Annotated in this window: 11 protein-coding genes; 4 read left to right on the top strand and 7 right to left on the bottom strand. The window is 69.7% G+C overall.

What is annotated here, in order from left to right:
• Positions 1–7: 7 nt before the first annotated feature.
• The 7 genes from ACIOMQ_RS21175 to ACIOMQ_RS21145 all read right to left on the bottom strand — a co-directional run bounded on the left by ACIOMQ_RS21175 (position 8) and on the right by ACIOMQ_RS21145 (position 9,123).
• Positions 8–1,051, bottom strand: coding sequence for an LLM class F420-dependent oxidoreductase (locus ACIOMQ_RS21175; RefSeq protein WP_401264928.1), 1,044 nt, complete (start codon positions 1,049–1,051; stop codon positions 8–10).
• A 24-nt stretch (positions 1,052–1,075) separates the two neighbouring features.
• The gene (locus ACIOMQ_RS21170; protein WP_362207008.1) at positions 1,076–2,728 is read right to left on the bottom strand and encodes an AMP-binding protein; all 1,653 of its coding nucleotides are present in this window, start codon (positions 2,726–2,728) and stop codon (positions 1,076–1,078) included.
• Between the two features lie 99 nt (positions 2,729–2,827).
• Positions 2,828–4,927: a BTAD domain-containing putative transcriptional regulator gene (locus ACIOMQ_RS21165; RefSeq protein WP_401264924.1), complete on the bottom strand. Its 2,100-nt coding sequence runs from the start codon at positions 4,925–4,927 to the stop codon at positions 2,828–2,830.
• Between the two features lie 220 nt (positions 4,928–5,147).
• Positions 5,148–6,179: an ornithine cyclodeaminase gene (locus ACIOMQ_RS21160; protein WP_402189808.1), complete on the bottom strand. Its 1,032-nt coding sequence runs from the start codon at positions 6,177–6,179 to the stop codon at positions 5,148–5,150.
• Positions 6,176–7,198 (bottom strand): cysteine synthase family protein, encoded by a 1,023-nt coding sequence (locus ACIOMQ_RS21155; RefSeq protein ID WP_362207014.1) that lies wholly within the window; start codon positions 7,196–7,198, stop codon positions 6,176–6,178. The genes ACIOMQ_RS21160 and ACIOMQ_RS21155 overlap by 4 nt, the downstream gene beginning before the upstream one ends.
• Entirely contained in the window at positions 7,195–8,076 is an 882-nt protein-coding gene (locus ACIOMQ_RS21150) for an oxygenase MpaB family protein (RefSeq protein WP_362207015.1), read from the bottom strand. The genes ACIOMQ_RS21155 and ACIOMQ_RS21150 overlap by 4 nt, the downstream gene beginning before the upstream one ends.
• Positions 8,077–8,097: 21 nt before the next feature.
• The gene (locus tag ACIOMQ_RS21145) at positions 8,098–9,123 is read right to left on the bottom strand and encodes a hypothetical protein (protein WP_362207016.1); all 1,026 of its coding nucleotides are present in this window, start codon (positions 9,121–9,123) and stop codon (positions 8,098–8,100) included.
• Between the two features lie 274 nt (positions 9,124–9,397).
• Between ACIOMQ_RS21145 and ACIOMQ_RS21140 the strand changes: the two genes are divergently transcribed.
• The 4 genes from ACIOMQ_RS21140 to ACIOMQ_RS21125 all read left to right on the top strand — a co-directional run.
• Positions 9,398–10,102 (top strand): thioesterase II family protein, encoded by a 705-nt coding sequence (locus ACIOMQ_RS21140; RefSeq protein ID WP_401941107.1) that lies wholly within the window; start codon positions 9,398–9,400, stop codon positions 10,100–10,102.
• Positions 10,099–10,896, top strand: a complete 798-nt coding sequence (locus ACIOMQ_RS21135) for an enoyl-CoA hydratase/isomerase family protein (RefSeq protein WP_402189806.1) — start codon at positions 10,099–10,101, stop codon at positions 10,894–10,896. Before ACIOMQ_RS21140 ends, ACIOMQ_RS21135 begins: the two co-directional genes overlap by 4 nt.
• A 139-nt stretch (positions 10,897–11,035) precedes the next feature.
• Entirely contained in the window at positions 11,036–11,983 is a 948-nt protein-coding gene (locus ACIOMQ_RS21130; protein WP_401754679.1) for a TauD/TfdA family dioxygenase, read from the top strand.
• Between the two features lie 183 nt (positions 11,984–12,166).
• Positions 12,167–19,191, top strand: a 7,025-nt coding sequence (locus ACIOMQ_RS21125) for an amino acid adenylation domain-containing protein (RefSeq protein WP_402189803.1), incomplete at its 3' end; no start/stop codon positions are given.

Below are 19,191 nucleotides of genomic sequence, written 5' to 3'. Positions count from 1 at the left end.
TGGTGGTTCAGTTGCAGAGTTCCTTGAGCCGCGACACCAGCCCGGCTTCCGTCTGGCCCTCGCCCGGTACCGGCGCGACCTGGACATGGGTCACGCCGGCTTCCCGGTAGGCCGCCAGCCGTTCCTTGACGTAGTCCTCGGTGCCGCACAGCGTGGTCGCTTCCAGCAGTCGGTCCGGTACCGCCGCCTCGGCGGCGGCCCGGTCGCCCGCGGTGTACAGGTGCTGGATCCTGTCGGCCGCCCGGCCGAAGCCGTACCGGCGGACCAGGGCGCCGTAGAAGTTGTGGCCGGCGGTCCCCATCGCGCCGATGAACAGCGCGAGCTGACGGCGCGCCCGCTCACGCACCCGGTGCGCCGACGGCCCGATGGCCAGAAGCCCTCCGGCCGAGATGCGGAGCGGGCCGAGCGAGGGGTCCCGCTTCGCCAGCCCCGCCCGGAGGTCCTCGCCCCACACGCGGTCGGACCATTCGGGTACGAAGAACATGGGCAGCCAGCCCTCGGCGATCTCCGCGGTCATCCGGACGTTCCGCGGGCCGAGTGCCGCGATCCACACGGGCACCGAGGCCCGTACGGGCGGCGTCAGAAGCTTCATCGCCGTCCCCAGCCCGCTGCCCTCCGGGGCGGGCAGCGGCAACCGGTGCGAGCGTCCCTCGTAGCGGACCGGCTCCTCGCGGCTCCACACCTTCCGCATGATCTCCACGGCTTCCCGGGTGCGGCCCAGCGGATCGGTGAAGGGAACTCCGTGCCAGCCCTCGATCACCCCCGGTCCGGACGTGCCGAGCCCCAGATGGCAGCGGCCGTGGGACAGGGCGTCCACCCCGGCCGCCGTCATGGCGAGGAGTGTGGGCGTCCGGGTGAAGAGGGGCATGATGCCGGACCCGATGTGTACGTTCCCTGTGCGCGCCGCGATGTATCCCATGAAGCTCGGGGCGTCGTAGCCGTAGGCCTCCGGGACCCATACGTGGTCCAGTCCGGCCTTCTCCAGTGTGCTCACCCGCCGCGCCGACTCCACCGCGTTGCCGTCGTACTGGATCTGCATGGACACCTGCATGCCTGACTCCGTGGATGGTTGCGGTTACGGCTGCAGGACCGGCTGGTCCTGGGCGATGAGCTCCTTGACCCGGTATTTCTGCACCTTGCCGGAGGCCGTGGTGGGCAGGGTGTCGAGCAGGTACCACAGTTGGGGAACCTTGTAGGGGGAGAGCCACTCCCGGCATGCGGCCCGCACCTTCTCCACGTCGACGGATCTGCCCGGTGCCGGCAGGAGGGCGGCGGCGACGACTTCCCCCCAGGACTCGTCGGGAAGGCCCACCACGACGGCCTCCTGCACGCCGTCCTCACGGAGCAGGCACTCCTCGATCTCCGCGGCCAGGATGTTCTCGCCCCCGCGGATGATCACGTCGCTCAGCCGGCCGGTGATCCGCACCGCCCCCGTGGCGTCCATCGAACCGAGGTCGCCCGTGTAGAGCCAGCCGTCCTCGTCCGTCTTGGCCGCGGTGGCCTCGGCGTCGCCGAAGTAGCCCAGCATCTGCTGATAGCCGCGGGCGCAGATCTCGCCCGGTACGTCGAGCGGCTGCGTATGACCGTGGTCCGGGTGGGCGATGCGGCACTCGACGTGCGGAAGGGGACGCCCGACCGTGACGGCCTTGTCCTCGTCACTGTCCTGAGGCCGAGTCAAGGTCAGCACGGACGCCAGCTCGGTCTGCCCGTACAGATTGAAGACCGTGGTGGCGAAGAGCCGCTCCACCTCGCTGATGAGCCGGGAGCGGACAGGGGCCCCTCCGGTGAGGACGGCACCGATGCGGGCCGCATCGGCGTCGTCCTGCCGGGCGGCGTGGACCAGTGCCGTCAGCACGGTGGGCACACTGGTCAAGACGGCGTCGGGGGTCCGCCGCAGCACCTTCAGGAGTGTCTGCGGGTCGAATCGCTCCAGCAGGACTAAGGGGCCGCCGCACCACAGGGGACCCAGGCAGGAGATGACACAGCCGGCCGTGTGGAACATGGGAAGCGGGGAGACGACCGGAGTCCCGTCGGGGATGCCGAGCACCTCGAAGGTGAATCGCGAGACGTTGACCACGGCCTGGTGGGACAGCAGCACCGCTTTGGGCAGTCCGGTCGTCCCCGAAGTGAACTGGATCTGGGCCGGCACGGCCGCGGCCGCGCGCTCGCGTTCGGCGGGGACCGGCGAACTCCCGTACAGGTTCTCCCAATTGCTCAGCGATTCGACGTGTTCCAGCAGCGGGAGTTCCCCCCGGACACTGTCGACGACGGCCGCCATGTCGTAGGAACGGCTGCGCTCGGCGTACAGCAGCATCGTCGAGGCCGAAAGACGCAGGGCGTGGAGCAACTCCCGTGCCCGCAGGGCCGGGTTGAGTGCGACGAGGGTCACGCCCGCCAGGGCGGCGGCGTATTCCACGATGGGCCACTCGGCAACGTTCGGAGCCCAGATGGCGATCCGGCTCCCCGCGGGTACGCGCTCGCTGATGCCGGCGGCGACCCGTTCGGCCTCGGCGAGCAGCTCCGCGTAGGTCCAGCTGCGCGGCTCCCCTTCCTCCGGTACGGCTACGAGGGCCACCTGGTCCGGACGGGCCGCGGCGACCTCCCGCAGCAGCGAGCCCACCGTGTGGGAGGCGACCGGGTCGCTGGTGTCTGCGGTCCAGTGCGATTCGGTCAGCACTCTGGTGTCGCCGGGGAAGCCACGTCGTTGCGACGGCTTCTGCGATGTCATGAGTCACTCCGTGAACTGAGCTGGGAGGGGCGCTCGGCGGACGGCGCCTGTGAGGGTGAGGCCGGACGGAAGAGGGGAGACGCGGGTGGGGCGGGCCCCTCAGGGCTGCGGTTCCCTGGCGTAGAGCCGGATCAGGGGGGAGAAGCGATACGTGTCGTCGGCGGCGTCGGCCGGCTCGATCAACTGCTGGTCGGTGAGGCGCTCCAGAAGGCTGTCGGCCTGCTGGACCGAACACTTCAGCTCAGCCGCGGCCAAGTCGGTGGAGAAGCCGTTCTCCACCGCGCCCGCGAGATCGTGCAGGGCCCGCCGGTCGGCAGGGGCGAGGGCCCCGAGGCCCGCCTCCAGACGCGGACGGACGGCCAGGGCCCCCTGGGCGAGTGCGTCGAGACGGTGGTCCTCGTCGCGCAGTCGCTGCGCCATGTGCGCCAGCGTCCAGTGCGGGCGCATGGCCAGGCGCAGGCCGACGATCCGGATGGCGAGCGGCAGGGCCTCGCACAGTTCGACTATCTCGTCCGCGGCGGCCGGCTCCTCGCTGGTTCGGTGCCGGCCGGTGATTCTGGCCAGCAGCTCCCGTGCCTGTTCCGTGGTGAAACTGGGGATACGGAAGTGACGGGCGTCCTCCAGCGCCACCAGGGGTTCCCGACTGGTGAGCAGGACCGAGCTGTTGAAGCCGCCCGGCATGAGCGGACGCGCGTGTTCCTCGTCCGCGACGTTGTCGAGGACCACCAGCGCGCGCCGGTCGCTGAGCAGGCTGCGGTAGAGCGCGACCCTCCCGGAGAGCGAGCTGGGCAGGTCCTTCTCGGCGACACCGAGCGCCTGGAGGAACTCGGACAGCGCAGCCTGTGCCGGGACGGGTTCCGGTGTGTGACCGCGCAGGTCCACATACAGCTGACCGCCGGGAAAGTGCGGACGGCTCGCGTACGCGGTGCGGATCGCCAGTACCGACTTGCCCGCGGCGGCCGGCCCGTACAGCGAGACGACGGAGGCGAGCCCGAGCGCCGCCGGTGAACGGCTCTTGGTGAGCTGGCGGAGCACGGGATGGTGCTCGCTCCGGCCGACGAAGTCCTCCGGCTCGTACGGAAGGAGGGAGGGGGACGCCGTGCCCTGCCGGTGCGCCGGACGTGTGGCGGTGCCGACCGCAATGGGCAGGGCGCCCTGCCCCAGGACCGTCAGGTGCGCGGCGCGGAGTTCGGCGCTGGGCTCGATGCCGAACTCCTTGCGGAGCATGGTCTCCAGCTCGGTGTAGAGGGCCAGGGCGGCCACCTGCTGCCCCGACCCCGCGAGCGCGACCATCAGGCGCGAGTGCAGCCCCTCGTGCAGCGGGTGCGCCCGTTGGACCTGCTGCAGCCGCGGGATCGCCTCGTCGTACTGACCGGCGTCGATGGCGAGATCGGCCAGGCGGAGAGTGGCGGCAAGGTGCAGACGGTAGTAGTCGGCGACCGCCGGGTGCGCTCTCAGCCGTTCGCCGAAGCCCTCCAGGAGTTCTCCCGTGTGCATCTGTACGAGCTGGGAGAGGACCCGCTGCTCGCTCGGCACGTCACCGTTCCGCCGGGCCAGTTCGGCCTTGCCGGCCAGTTCCTGGAACCGGAGCAGGTCGAGCTGGTCCCGGTCGATGCAGAGCTGGTAGCCCTCGGGCCGACGGATGATCGAGGGGGTTCCCAGTTCAGCGGAGCGGTGCCGGTCGAGAAAGCCGCGCAAGCGGGAGACATGCGTGTGCACGAGCTGCTGGAAGGAGTACGGGGGCTCCTCACCCCAGAGCACGTCGACGATCTCGGTGCGGTGGACGGCGTGGTTGGCCCGTAGGGTCAGGAGCGCCAGCAGGTGCCGCTGCTGCGGCGTACCGATGTCCAGTTCGACGGAGCCGCGCAGTGCGGCGAAGGGGCCGAGGAGCCTGATGCTGAACTCCGAGGTCTCGTCGGGCGAGCACGCGAGGCGTGATCCGCGGGCGCGGGCGCGGGCGCACAGCTGCGGTTCGTTCAGGACTTCGGCCAGTCGCTGGAGGGACACGGCGCGGGGCCTGAGAACCCGGTCCTGCTCGATTTCGCGTAAGGTCCGCATGCTCAGGCCGGATTGCTCCGCCAGCAGACGCTGACTCATACCCACTTGCTGTCTCAGATTCCGCACGAGTCCACCCAGCGAACTGCTGGTGAGGACACCTACGGCCGGTATTGTCTCCACGAATCCCCCTCCTGGCGACATCGGTCGATCACATGTTGATCATGGTCATCCCGCACTGCGGTCTCAATGGCCCCCCTTCGTGAGAATGAGAGATTCCGGCGTGATGTCCGTCACGAGAAATGAATTCCGTTGGAGGTTTGAATGCCTCTGGAATTCTCCGGGGACAGGACTTCTGCGAAATTCGTTTGCCCGGTGCCGTGTTCCTCGTGTATTGGGTCTCGTTTTCGGATCGCGCCATGTTTCACCGGGGGAGCAGCCTGCCGACCCCGGCGGCGACAGCCCTGGCGCGGATGACGTCCGCCAGTGCGATGTCGTGCACGCCCATGCCGAACGGATTGATCACGACTCGGTCGCGGGCCCCGATGATCCGGGTGTAGTCGCCCGCGACGAGACCGGGCAGCTCGGCGTCCACGGCCCGCCCGCCATTCGGCGCCGCACTGCCCGGTGCGGTCACCCGCCCGGACCGGGACAGCCGGCCGAGCAGTCGGTGGTCGTCGCCGCTCACCAGATCCCAGGAGTCGACGAACAGGTGGTCGCAGCCCATCAGCAGACTCTCGCACGCGTCGTCGAGCGAGACGTTGACGAAGGTTGCGCCCTCAGGAAGCCAGTCCAGCTCGACATAGGGCTCGGTCGTCGTCGTCGCCGCGATGGTGAGCTCGGCCCCGGCCACGGCCTGCGATGCCCGCGCCACCACCTGGACCTCGATGCCGGGTGCGGCCCGCCGCCACTCCTCGGCCAGCAACTCACGGGAAGCGGGGTCGCGGTCGTACAGCAGCACCCGCTGGATGCCCGGGCACTCCGCCCTCAGGAGTTCCTGGTGGGCCCGCGCCTGGCGGCCGCAGCCGAGGAAAGCCACGCTCGTCACGGACGCGAGCCCGCGGACCGCCTGGACGGCGGCGAGGGAGACTCCCGCGGTCCGCAGGGCGCTGACGCGGGCTCCTTCCATCACGCAGCTCGGGTGCGCGGTCTCCGGATCGGCCAGCACGATCAGCCCGGCCGCCCGGGCGACTCCCCGCTCGTGATTGCCGAGCGAGCTGTTGATGATCTTGCAGCCGTATCCGGTTCCCGACCAGCCGGGCAGAATCAGGCTGCGGGCCGCGGCGCCCTCGGGCGTGGTCCACCGGAGTGCGGCCTCCGGCGTCAGGCCCGCCGTACCCTGCCGGAAGGCCAGCAGTGTGTCGCGGACCAGGTCGACGATCCGCAGGCCGCGGCTCAATTCCTCGACCTCCGCTCCCGTCAGGTACCGGATCGTGTCGCCGGGGTCGGTGCTCACTGCGGCTCTCCGTTCTCCAGCCGGGCCGCTGCCAGGTTGTCCAGGGCGGCCAGGACTCGTTGCCCCGCCTCCGGAGGTGCCGGAAGGGGATGGGCGTATATCTGCTCGTACTTCTCGCCGGCGTCGGGACAGATGCACGCGACCTGCGAGACGGCCGGTGTGTCCTGGGCGTGGAGGAGCGCGGCGAGAACGGCGGCTCCGCCCGAGCCGCCGAGCCGGACGCCCGTGCTCGTGGCGATCCGGCGGCAGGCCACTGCCGCGTGTACGTCGTGCAGCGTGAAGGCCCTGTCCCACTGGCCGCCGGTGAGGAACCTCGACCGCTGGCCCGAGCCGAAGCCCGGCAGTTTGAAGGGCCGGTCGTCGGGTGCTCCGCCCAGTGCCGCGGATCCCACGGCGTCCACGGCCAGCAGCCGCGCCTCCGGGCGGTGCTCGCGGAAGTAGCCGGCTATGCCGGCCAGGGTGCCGCCGGTGGACACCGCGACGGATACGGCGTCGAGGCGACCGCGCGGTACGGCCTGCGCGAGTTCGGCGGCCGTGCTCCACCGGTGCACCCACGGGTTCGCCGGATTCTCGTACTGGTCGGTCCACACCGCAGTCCCGTCGCTCGCCAGGATGTCCCGGACAGCGTCCAGCCGCGCGGTCAGGGTTCTGCCGCCGGCGACCTCGCGGACCACCACGACATCGGCGCCGTGGGCGACCATCCGGTCAACGCTGTGCTGCGGTGTACTGGGCTCGACGACGAGGGTGCACCGGTACCCGCGCTCCGCGCAGAGTCCGGCCAGAGCGACCCCGAGATTCCCCGAGGTCGACTCCACGACCCGGTTTCCCGGGCCGAGCCTGCCGGCCGCCTCCAGCGATCCGAGGAGGGCCTCCGCGGTGCGGGCCTTGATGGAACCGAAGCAGTTCTCGGCCTCCATCTTCAGCCGGACGCGGACCGTACGGCCGCGGACCGGGACCTGGAGGGAAAGCAGTGAGGTGCCGCCGATGACGCGTTGGCGCGCCGGCAGTCCGCCGCTCATGCGGACGGCATTTCTCGGGTCCGCGCGCAATCGCCGCCGGGACCGATCTGCGACAGGTCGTATCCGTCCGGGTAGCCGGGATAGGTCCTGGCCGTCGGACGGGTCAGCAGCCGGGCGACGGACTTCGGCGCGAGCCGCTCGGCCCGCGCGTGGCCCCGAAGGCCCAGCCGGTTCAGGGTTCGCGCCCAGGCCGGGGGCTGCGCGATACCGAGCACGCGCAGCGCCTCGGCGTCGAGCCGGCACGGCAGCGTGGCCGCCACCACGGCGTCGAGGGGGCGGGGGTACCAGGACGAGTAGAGCTTGAGGAGCGACGTACCGACGCGGTGATTGCTGGCGGCCGGCTGGAACCTCTCCCGCTCGTACTCCCGGTTGAACCGCTCGAACTCGTCGTAGTCGGTCGGCAGCCCCTTGATGTTCATACGCTTGCCCACGCCCACGAAGAAGTAGAAGGCGGCGAGCTTCTCCACCGTGCTGACCCGGCGCCAGGCCCAGCGGTCGATCCAGCGGACCGGCTCGAAGATGAAGGTGGAGAGCACGTAGAGCATGTCCTGGTTCGCGATGTCGAAGTGGCTGTGGGCCCGGTTGATCTGACGCAGTGCCTGACGGCCGCGCTCGGAGTCGTAGCCGCCCCTGACCATTTCGCCGAGCAGGATGCGGGTTTCGTCGTAGCGCTTCTGCCCCCGGTGCGCGAACTCCCCGGTCCCGTCGAGCATCTCGGAGATCACCGGCACGCAGCAGGTGCGCCAGATCGCGACTTCCAGGCCGCGGCCGTAGTCCCAGGGGAACTCGCGGTCGGAGGAGATCCGGTGGATCCGCTCGTGGTCGGCCTTGGGATCCAGCGTCTGCAGATAGCGCAATGTGGCATAGCGGTTTCGCATGTCCGACAGCCCTCCAGCGCGTCAGAGTGGTGTGATGCCAGAGGTGTTGACGATCTCCGGGCGGGCCGGATCGAACCTGCCCGTCTCGAACCGCCACTGCAACTGCCCGCTCAGCCAGTTGCGCAGTCCCTCGACATGACGTTCCAGTGCCTCTTGAATCCGATCGTCGCCACCCGCCCGCCGGGCGTTCTCGAAGCAGCCCGCGGCGAGTTCGGTGAAGCGGTCCACGCGTACCTGGATCATGCGGGCGACGGCGTCGGCGGCGGTCTGCAGATCCGTGCCGTGTGCCCGCTGGTGAACCAGGACCAGGTTGTGCGGGTCTCCCAGGAGCGCTTCCTTCTCGCAGGAGAAGAGATCGTTCGTCCACAGGTCGGCGTCGGACAGCGCCTGATTCATCTCCGCGAACTCCGGCAGGCCGTAGACGGCCTCGGGTACCTCCCAGTGCCGCGCGATTTCGACCAGGTCGAGGTACGGCATCAGGGCGCAGCCGCGCATCCGCAGGTATTCGTCGACCGCGGGCAGCCGGCCTGCCGAGCGATTCCCGGCCTCCCAGATGCAGGTCTCGAAGAAGGCGGCGATGTGCGCGGTGTACCTCTCCCGCCAGACGGGAGAGGTACAGGCGCAGGTGCGCTCCCACAGATCGTGGAATGCCGGCCGGAATGCCGCGGTGAAGGAGTCCTCCCCGAGCGGGTCCGCAACCGGCGGCACCCCTTCGGGCGGAAGCCAGCCGAGCACCGTGGCGCATACGCGGCGCAGCCGGTCCGGCTCGGTGCCCAGCCGCGTCTCGTCGAACTGGTCGTCCAGCACCAGCATGCAGCTGATCCAGTCGGTGACCAGAGAGAGTTCAGAGAACTCGGCATAGGGATAGGCGCGGGCCATCAATGTGCCGAGAAGTGAATCCTCGTGATGGCGCCGCGAAATTTCGTCCGGTACCAGGCCGAACCTGCGGACAAATTCACGGGTATGCCCCTCCACACGATGGGCGAGCGGGCTTATGCGCGGAGGGAATTCGACATTTATATGCGGTATTCGCAGAGGTGAGGTCATCGCGCCAACCGTTGATTGGGAAATCGACGGGCCCGATCGTACGTGCCGCCGGACCTGGCCGACTGGACATGACCTATATGTGAAACTGCCTCTTGAATGAGCATGGAGCCGGGGTAGGTTTTCGAGCGGTCCGCTAAGACGGACAGCTGTACCGCACTTGCTCGTCCGGTATCCGATTCAGAGGCGTCAAATGTCTTCCTCGATTCCTGTAGTCACCTCGTGCGGCGGATGGATTCGCCGGTACCGGCACGTTCCCTCGCCCCGGCTGCGCCTCGTGTGCTTCGCCCACGCCGGGGGATCGGCCGCCGCCTTCCGCGCCTGGCCCGGACTGTTGCCGGACGACGTGGAACTGCTCGCGGTGCAGTACCCCGGCCGACAGGACCGGTTCCGCGAACCGTGCGTGGACTCGATGGGGCCCATGGCCGCCGGCATCGCCGCGGCGCTGGCGCCGTCCCTGGAGCGGCCGCTGGCGTTCTTCGGCCACAGCATGGGCGCCGCCGTCGCGTACGAGGTCGCACTGCGGCTGGAGCGGGTGCATGGGACCGCGCCCGTCCACCTGTTCGTCTCGGGCCGCTCCGCTCCCTCGCGGCCCCGTCACACCAGAGAGCTGCATCGGCTCGACGACGACCTCCTGCTGGAGGAACTGACCGCCCTGGGTGGCATGGACGAGGGAGTGCTGGCCGACCCCGGCCTCAAGGCCGTGGTCCTGCCGGCATTGAGAGCCGACGTCCGGCTCGTCGAGACCTACCGGGCGGAGCCAGGGCGCCGGACCGGCTCACCGCTGACCGCGTACTGCGGCGACGCCGACGCCAGAGTCACGGCAGCGGACCTGCTTGCCTGGTCCGAGCACACCACCGCGGACTTCGCCTCGCGTCTCTTCGCGGGAGGCCACTTCTACCTGAGCGACCGGGCAACGGAGCTCGTGGCCGACGTGGCTGCCCGGCTGGAGTACGCCGGACACCCGGGGCAGGCGGCATGAACGGCCCCTCCGTCCTGGCGGAGCGCCACGAACCCGGCGTCGTGCTGGTGACGCTCAACCGCCCGCACCGGAAGAACGCCCTCACCGACGAGATGCTGGAAGCCCTGGAGGCACTGTGCCGCCGGGTGGCAGAGGACGACTCCGTCAGGGTGCTCGTGCTGACGGGCGCCGACGGCGCATTCTCCTCCGGCTTCGACCTGGACGGCATGGAGCACATGACCTCCCTGCCGCCGCTGGAACTGCAACGCCGCGTCGAGCGGCAGGCCGCGGCGGTCAGCGCCCTGCACGAGCTGCCGAAGGCGGTGATCGCGGCCGTCGACGGCCCGTGCGTCGGCGCGGGACTGTCCCTGGCGCTCGCCGCGGACATCCGGGTCGCCGCCGCGCGCGCCCGGTGGCGTGCGGCATTCGTACGGGTCGGGCTGTCCGCGGGTGACCTGGGCGCCTCCTGGCTGCTGCCCCGGATCGTCGGCCTCGGCCCCGCTCTCGACCTCATGCTCAGCGGACGGACCGTCAGCGCGGAGGAGGCGTTGTCCCTGAAGCTGGCGAACCAGGTCGTACCCGACGACGCGCTGCTGACCGAGGCGCTCGCACTGGCGGCGGACATCGCGGCCAACAGCCCGGTCGCCGTCGCCGTCACCAAATCCGTCGTGCACACCAACGCCGGCGCGACGTCCCTGGCGGACGCCCTCAAGCACGAGTCGGCGTCCCAGGTCATCACGGCGAAGTCGGCCGACGCGGAAGAAGCTGTTGCCGCCTTCCGCGAGCGGCGCCCACCCCTCTTCACCGGACGGTGAGGCGGGCCGACGAGGCGCCCAACCGCTTGTGGGCCAGGGGCAGTTTCGGTCGTGCAGGTCGCGTCCAGCCCGACCGGGCCAGGCCTGCCTAGCATCGGCCACTGCTCCACGATCAAGATCCAGGACTTGGAAGGACAGCATGCTGAACACTGCTGCGAGCTGGCGGCCGCTGGAGCTCACCCCCGCCAGTACCGGTGCCGATGCGACCCCGGCAGGGCTCGTGGAGTACGCGCTGCGGCCCGGTCTCGCCGAACTGCTGGTACAGGAGAAGGCGTTGGCCCTCCGTGGTTTCGGAGTCTCCTCCGGGACCTATGACCTGGTCGCCGACGCCCTGCTGCCGCAGCGGCTGGCGTACATCCACGGGAACTCCCCGCGGACCAAGGTCGGCCACGTCGGGGAGAACGTCTACACGTCCACCGAGCACCCGCCCGAATACCAGATCTCCCTGCACAACGAGATGTCCTATGCCCACCAGTGGCCGGGACGCCTGCTGTTCTATTGCGACCGGGCTCCGTCCTCCGGCGGTGCCACCCCGGTGGTCGACGCGCAGCTCTGGCTGGAGTCCATCGACCCAGCGGTCAGGGAGGCCTTCGCCGGCGGAGTCCGCTACACGCAGAACCTGCACGGCGGCCACGGACTGGGCAAGAGCTGGCAGGACACGTTCGAGACCGAGGAACGTGCCGAGGTGGAGGCATTCCTCGCCGGCACCGGCGCCGACTGGAAGTGGAAGTCCGACGGGATCCTGTGGATCAGCCAGGTCCGGCCCGCGACCCTGCGCCACCCGGTCACCGGCACCGAGGTGTGGTTCAACCAGGCCGACCAGTTCCACGTCGCCGGCCTGGGCGAGGACGCGGCCCTGCTGATGGAGCTGGTGTCCGAGGACGAGATGCCGCAGGCGGCCTCGTACGCGGACGGCACCTCGATCCCCGCCGAGCACATCACCCACGTCCAGGAAGCGGGGCTGCGGCACGCCGTGGACGTGGACTGGAACGCCGGAGACCTGCTCCTCATCGACAACGTCCTGGTCGGCCACGGCCGCCGCCCCTACACCGGGAACCGCCGCGTACTGGTCGCGATGTCCGACTAGGGCATTTCTGCAACGCCGCGAGCGTGCGTGCCAGACGCCGCGGGACAGGCGGGACTTTCAGAACACGCCCTGGAGCACCCCCCGTTGTGGACGGGGTCGGACAAGACCCCTTCTGCGGTGCGTGGACCCGCGCCGCCCCGTGGTCGAGATCCACGAGCCCGAAGCCGACTGGAGGAAATGAACATGACCACGAGTGAAAGCCCCCGAGACCTCCGCGTCGGGCTCGAAGACATCCTGCCGCTCTCACCGCTGCAGGAGGGCCTGCTCTTCCACGCGCACTACGACGGCCAGGAGCGGGACGTGTACACCGTCCAGCTCGGAGTCGACCTGACCGGCCCGCTCGACGCCGGCCGGCTCCGCGAGGCGGTCCACGGCCTGCTGCGACGCCACCCCCAGCTGCGCGCCGGATTCCGGACCACCGCCTCGGGCAAGCCCGTGCAGTTCATCCCCCGGCAGGCGGATCCCGCCTGGCAGGAGGCCGACCTCACGGCACTGCCCCCGGCCGACCGCGATGCGGAACTGGACCGGATCGCCGACCGCGAGCGCCAGGCCGGCTTCGACATCGCCAAACCCCCGCTGATCCGCTCGACCCTCGTCCGGCTGGAACAGGGGCTGCACCGGCTCATCCTGACCAACCACCACATCCTGATGGACGGCTGGTCGGGCCCGCTGGTCCTGAGGGAGCTCCTGGCCCTGTACGAGCACGGAGCCGACAGCGCGGTGCTGCCCCCGGCCACCCCCTACCGGGCCTACCTCGCCTGGCTGGCGGCGCGGGACCGGCGCACCTCGCTGGAGGCATGGCGCCTGGCCCTCGACGGACTCGACGAGCCCACGCGACTGGCGCCGGCCGGCGGCCCCACGGACGTACCGGCGCCCGCCGAGCAGATCGCCCTGGAACTCCCGGACGCCCTGGGCGCGGCCCTCCACCAGCAGGCCCGTGCCCACGGCACCACCGTCAGCACCGTCCTCCAAGCCGCCTGGGCGATGCTGCTGAGCAAGCTGACCGGGCGCGAGGACGTCGTCTTCGGCTCCACCATCTCCGTCCGCCCGCCCGAGATCGCCGGCGTCGAGACCATGATCGGGCTGTTCATCAACACCATTCCGGTGCGGGTACGGCTGCGGGCACAGGAAACACTCAGCTCGCTGCTGACCCGGGTGAGCGCCGAGCAGACCGCCCTGATGGAACACCAGTACCTCGGCCTGGCCGACATCCAGGGCCTCGTCGGCGTCGGGGAACTCTTCGACACCTCGGTCGTCTACGAGAACTACCCCGTCGACCGCGCCACCCTCGGCTCGGCGGTCCGCGGACTGCGCGTCACCGGCGCCAAGGGCCACGACGCCACGCACTACGCGCTCGGCCTGATCGCCGCCGCCTCCGGAGACCGGCTGGAACTGCGGCTCGAACACCGCCCGGACCTCTTCGACCGGGCCGCCGCCGGCACCGTACTGGCCCGCTACCGGCGGATTCTCGAAGCCTTCGCCACCGAACCCGGCCGTCCTTCGGGACGGGTCGACGTACTCGACGACGCCGAGCGCCGACTGCTTCTGGAAACCTTCAACGACACTGGCCAGGAGACGCCGGAAACCACCGTGGTCGGCATCCTCCAGGAGCAGGCCGCCCGCACCCCCGATCACCCCGCCGTCGTCTTCGCGGGCGCCGCCGCCGGCTTCGCCGAGTTCAACGCCGAGGCCAACAGGCTGGCCCACCACCTCCTCGCCCGGCGCATCGGCACCGAGAACGTGGTGGCCCTCGCCCTGCCGCGGTCGCCGCAGAACCTCTCCGCCCTGTTCGCCGTACTGAAGACCGGCGCCGCCTACCTGCCGCTCGACCCGGACGATCCCGCGGACCGCGTCGCCTCCCTCCTCGACGGCGCCCGGCCCGCCCTGGTGCTCACGACACGGGACCGGGCCTCCACCCTGCCCCGGACCGACGTCCCCGCCATCGTCCTGGACGACCCGGCCGTCGTACGGGAGGTGGCGCACCGCCCGGCCACGGACCCCGTGGACGCCGACCGCCCGCGTCCGCTGCTTCCCGAGAACATCGCCTATGTGCACTACACCTCGGGCTCCACCGGCACGCCCAAGGGCGTCGCCGTCCCGCACCGGGGGCTCACCAGCCTGTTCCTCAGCCACCGGGCACAGGTGTACCTCCCGGCCGCCGACGCCCTGGGCAAGGAGCGCGTCCGTGTCGCACACACCGCGGCGCTCTCCTCCGACGCGCTCTGGCCGCCTCTACTGTGGATGCTCGCCGGCCACGAACTGCATCTCATCGAGGATGCGGTACGCCGGGACGCCGAGGCCCTCGTCGGCTACGTCACCACCCACGGCATCGATCTCGTGGACGTCACTCCGTCCTACGGCCGGCTGCTCGTCGCACAGGACCTGCTGAACGACGGACGGCAGGCCGGTGGCACCACCCCGGCCGCGGTCATGGTCGGCGGCGAAGCCGTTCCCCAGTCCCTCTGGGACCAGCTCCGTGCCTCCGCCCCCCTGAGCCACAACTTCTACGGGCCGACCGAGACCACCGTCGACTCCGTCGTGGCATCCGTGACGGACAGCGAGCAGCCGAGCATCGGCCGGCCCGTCGGCGACACGCGGGTGTATGTGCTGGACGGTGGGTTGCGGCCGGTTCCGGTGGGGACGCCGGGGGAGTTGTTCATCGCGGGTTCCGGGGTGGCCCGGGGGTATGTGGGTCGGCAGGGTCCGACGGCGGAGCGGTTCGTGGCGGATCCGTTCGGTGGTCGTGGTGGCCGGATGTACCGGACGGGTGATGTGGTGCGGTGGCGTGCGGACGGGAATCTGGAGTTCCTGGGCCGTGCCGACGACCAGGTGAAGGTGCGCGGCTATCGGATCGAGCCGGGCGAGATCGAGTCGGCGCTCTGCCGGATCGGCGATCTCGCACAGGCCGCCGTCGTCGTCCACGAGGACGACGCCACCGGCGACCCGCGCCTGGTGGCCTACGTCGTGCCGCGCCCCGGACACCAGGCCGACGTACACGCCCTGCGGCGTGCGGCCGCCGCGGAACTCCCGAACCACATGGTCCCGACCGCGATGGTGGCTCTGGATGCCCTTCCGCTGCTGCCCACCGGCAAGCTCGATCGTGCTGCTCTGCCGGTGCCGGAGTTCGGTGTGGGTGGGGTGGGGCGTGGTCCGCGTGGTCCGCGGGAGGAGATTCTGTGTGGTTTGTTCGCGGAGGTGTTGGGTGTTTCGCGGGTTGGTATTGATGACGGGTTCTTCGAGTTGGGTGGGCATTCGTTGTCGGCTACTCGGTTGGTGAGCCGGGTGCGTTCGGTTCTGGGTGTGGAGTTGCCGGTTCGGGCGTTGTTCGAGGCGCCGTCGGTTGCGGGTTTGTCGGGTTGGGTGCGGGATTCGGGTGCGGTGGTGCGGGTGCCTCTGGTGCCGGTGGTGCGTCCGGATGTGGTGCCGTTGTCGTTTGCGCAGCGTCGGTTGTGGTTTTTGAATCGGTTGGAGCGTGGTGATGCGCGGTACAACATGACGCTTTCTCTTCGGCTTTCGGGTGTGTTGGACCGGGAGGCGTTGGGGTGTGCTCTGGGTGATGTGGTGGGGCGTCATGAGAGTTTGCGGACGGTGTTTCCTGAGGTGGACGGGGTGCCGCGGCAGGTGGTGTTGGATGCGGGGTCGGTGTCGTTGGGGTTTGATGTGGTGGAGGTGGATGAGGCTGGGTTGGCGGGTGCGTTGGCGGGTGTGACGTCTGCGGGGTTTGATCTGTTGTCGGATGTGCCGTTGCGTGCTCGGTTGTTCGTGTTGGGTGCGGATGAGCATGTGTTGGTGGTGGTGTTGCATCATATTGCTGGTGATGGTTGGTCGGTGGGTCCGTTGGCTCGGGATCTGGCGGCTGCTTATGCGGCGCGTTGTGCGGGTGGGTTGCCGGTGTGGTCGCCGTTGCCGGTGCAGTACGCGGATTATGCGTTGTGGCAGCGTGAGGTCCTCGGAGCCGAGGACGATCGGGAGAGTGCCGTTTCGCGACAACTGGCTTACTGGACCGAGGCGTTGGCGGATCTTCCGGAGGAGATCTCCCTTCCTGCCGACCGGCCCAGGACAGCTGTGGGCAGTGCGCAGCCCGGCCGCGTCATACGGTTCTCCCTCGACCCCGAGCTGCACCGGGCCATGACCGCACTCGCCCGAGTCCGAGGTGCCACCGTCTTCATGGTGCTCCAGGCCGGACTCGCCGCTCTGCTGAGCCGGCTGGGTGCGGGGAACGACATTCCGATCGGTGCTCCGATCGCGGGCCGTACCGACGACGCGCTGGACGACCTGATCGGGTTCTTCGTGAACACGCTGGTGCTGCGCACGGACACCAGTGGTGACCCCTCGTTCCAGGAGCTGCTGGGGCGGGTGCGTGCCACTGATCTGGCGGCGTACGAGCATCAGGATCTGCCGTTCGAGCGGCTGGTGGAGGTGCTCAATCCGGCGCGGTCGATGACCCGCCACCCGCTGTTCCAGGTCTGGCTGGCCCTGGACAACACCCCCGACGAGAAGCTGGACCTGCCCGGGTTGAGCATCGCGATCGAGCCGACCGCCGATGCCTTCTCGAAGTTCGACCTGCTCCTGAGCATGGGCGAGAGGCACGACGACGACGGCGCACCCGCCGGCGTCGAGGGCATAGCGCGGTACAACGCCGGGCTGTTCGACCACGCCACCGTGGAGTCGGCCCTGGAACGTCTGAAGCGTCTGCTGCGGGCCTCGGTCGCCGACCCCGGCAAGCCGATCAGCCAGGTGGACCTGCTCTCCGCCGAGGAGCGCAGCCGGCTCCTCGGGGAATGGAACGAAACGGACCGCCCGGCCCCGGCAGACCTGCTGCCCCGGATGTTCGAGGTACAGGCTGCCCGCACGCCCCGGGCACCCGCCGTTTCGGACGGTGGCACCGTCCTGACATACGCCGAACTGGAAACCCGCGCCAACCGGCTCGCGCACCACCTGATCGGCCTCGGAGCGGGACCGGAGCAGGTCGTCTCGGTCGCCCTGCCCCGCTCCCCGGAACTCATGGTGTCCCTGCTCGCGGTCGCGAAGACGGGGGCGGCCTACCTGCCTCTCGACACGGAGTACCCGGCCGAGCGGATCGCCCTCATGCAGGCCGACACCGCACCGCTGGTGCTGGTCACGACCAAGGACACACCGGTCGGGTCGACCCATGCCCCGGCCGTCACCCTGGTGATCGACGACCCCGACGTCGCCGCCGACGTGGCGCGGCGGCCGGCGACCCCCCCGTCGGACGCCGAGCGGCTGCGGCCCCTGCACCCGCGCAACGCCGCCTATGTGATCTACACCTCCGGGTCCACGGGCACGCCGAAGGGCGTCATGGTCGAGCACGGAGCGCTCGCCGACTACCTGGCGGGCGCACGCTCCGGATACCCGAGCACCCGCGGCGCCGCCTTGCTGCACTCCTCCGTCTCGTTCGACATGACGGTCACGGCGCTCTACGTCCCGCTGATCTCCGGCGGGTGCGTGGTCATCGGATCCCTCCGGGACGCCGAAGCCGGGCGTTCGGCGCAGACCGCGCCGTGCACCTTCCTGAAGGCGACCCCCAGCCACCTGCCGCTGCTCATGGAGCTGCCGAAGGAGTACGCCCCGACGAGCGAACTCCTCCTGGCCGGCGAGCCCGTCAACGCTGCCGCCCTGGAGGACTGGCGCCGCCGTCATCCGGATGTCGCGGTGCGCAACGTCTACGGCCCCACCGAAACCACGGTCAGCGCCACCGAGTACCGCCTCGCCCCCGGGCAGGCAGTCGAGGGGCACACCCTGCCCATCGGACGCCCCCTGGACAACACGCGGGTGTATGTGCTGGACGGTGGGTTGCGGCCGGTTCCGGTGGGGACGCCGGGGGAGTTGTTCATCGCGGGTTCCGGGGTGGCTCGGGGGTATGTGGGTCGGCCGGGTCCGACGGCGGAGCGGTTCGTGGCGGATCCGTTCGGTGGTCGTGGTGGCCGGATGTACCGGACGGGTGATGTGGTGCGGTGGCGTGCGGACGGGAATCTGGAGTTCCTGGGCCGTGCCGACGGCCAGGTGAAGGTGCGCGGTTACCGGATCGAGCCGGGTGAGATCGAGTCGGCGCTGCTGTCCTGCCCCGGTGTCGCGCAGGCGGTGGTCGTGGTCCGGGAGGACCGGCCCGGTGACCGGCGCATCATCGGATACGTCACCGGTGACGTGGGTGCCAAGGCACTGCACGGTCAGCGCGTAAGGACATCCGTGGCGGCTCTCCTGCCGGAGTTCATGGTGCCGGCGGTGGTGGTGGTGTTGGATGTGTTGCCGTTGTCGGTGAACGGGAAGGTGGATCGTGCTGCTTTGCCGGTGCCGGAGTTCGGTGTGGGTGGGGTGGGGCGTGGTCCGCGTGGTCCGCGGGAGGAGATTCTGTGTGGGTTGTTTGCGGAGGTGTTGGGTGTTTCGCGGGTTGGTATTGATGACGGGTTCTTCGAGTTGGGTGGGCATTCGTTGTCGGCTACTCGGTTGGTGAGCCGGGTGCGTTCGGTTCTGGGTGTGGAGTTGCCGGTTCGGGCGTTGTTCGAGGCGCCGTCGGTTGCGGGTCTGTCGGGTTGGGTGCGGGATTCGGGTGCGGTGGTGCGGGTGCCTTTGGTGCCGGTGGTGCGTCCGGATGTGGTGCCGTTGTCTTTTGCGCAGCGTCGGTTGTGGTTTTTGAATCGGTTGGAGCGTGGTGATGCGCGGTACAACATGACGCTTTCTCTTCGGCTTTCGGGTGTGTTGGACCGGGGGGCGTTGGGGTGTGCTCTGGGTGATGTGGTGGGGCGTCATGAGAGTTTGCGGACGGTGTTTCCCGAGGTGGACGGGGTGCCGCGGCAGGTGGTGTTGGATGCGGGGTCGGTGTCGTTGGGGTTTGATGTGGTGGAGGTGGATGAGGCTGGGTTGGCGGGTGCGTTGGCGGGTGTGACGTCTGCGGGGTTTGATCTGTTGTCGGATGTGCCGTTGCGTGCGCGGTTGTTCGTGTTGGGTGCGGATGAGCATGTGTTGGTGGTGGTGTTGCATCATATTGCTGGTGATGGTTGGTCGGTGGGTCCGTTGGCTCGGGATCTGGCGGCTGCTTATGCGGCGCGTTGTGCGGGTGGGTTGCCGGTGTGGTCGCCGTTGCCGGTGCAGTACGCGGATTATGCGTTGTGGCAGCGTGAGGTCCTCGGTGGTGAGGATGATCGGGGGAGTGCTGTTTCGCGTCAGCTGGCGTACTGGACCGAGGCGTT

The organism is Streptomyces sp. NPDC087845, assembly GCF_044742755.1.
Lineage (GTDB): Bacteria > Actinomycetota > Actinomycetes > Streptomycetales > Streptomycetaceae > Streptomyces.
This window is presented reverse-complemented; position numbering and strand designations above follow the sequence as displayed.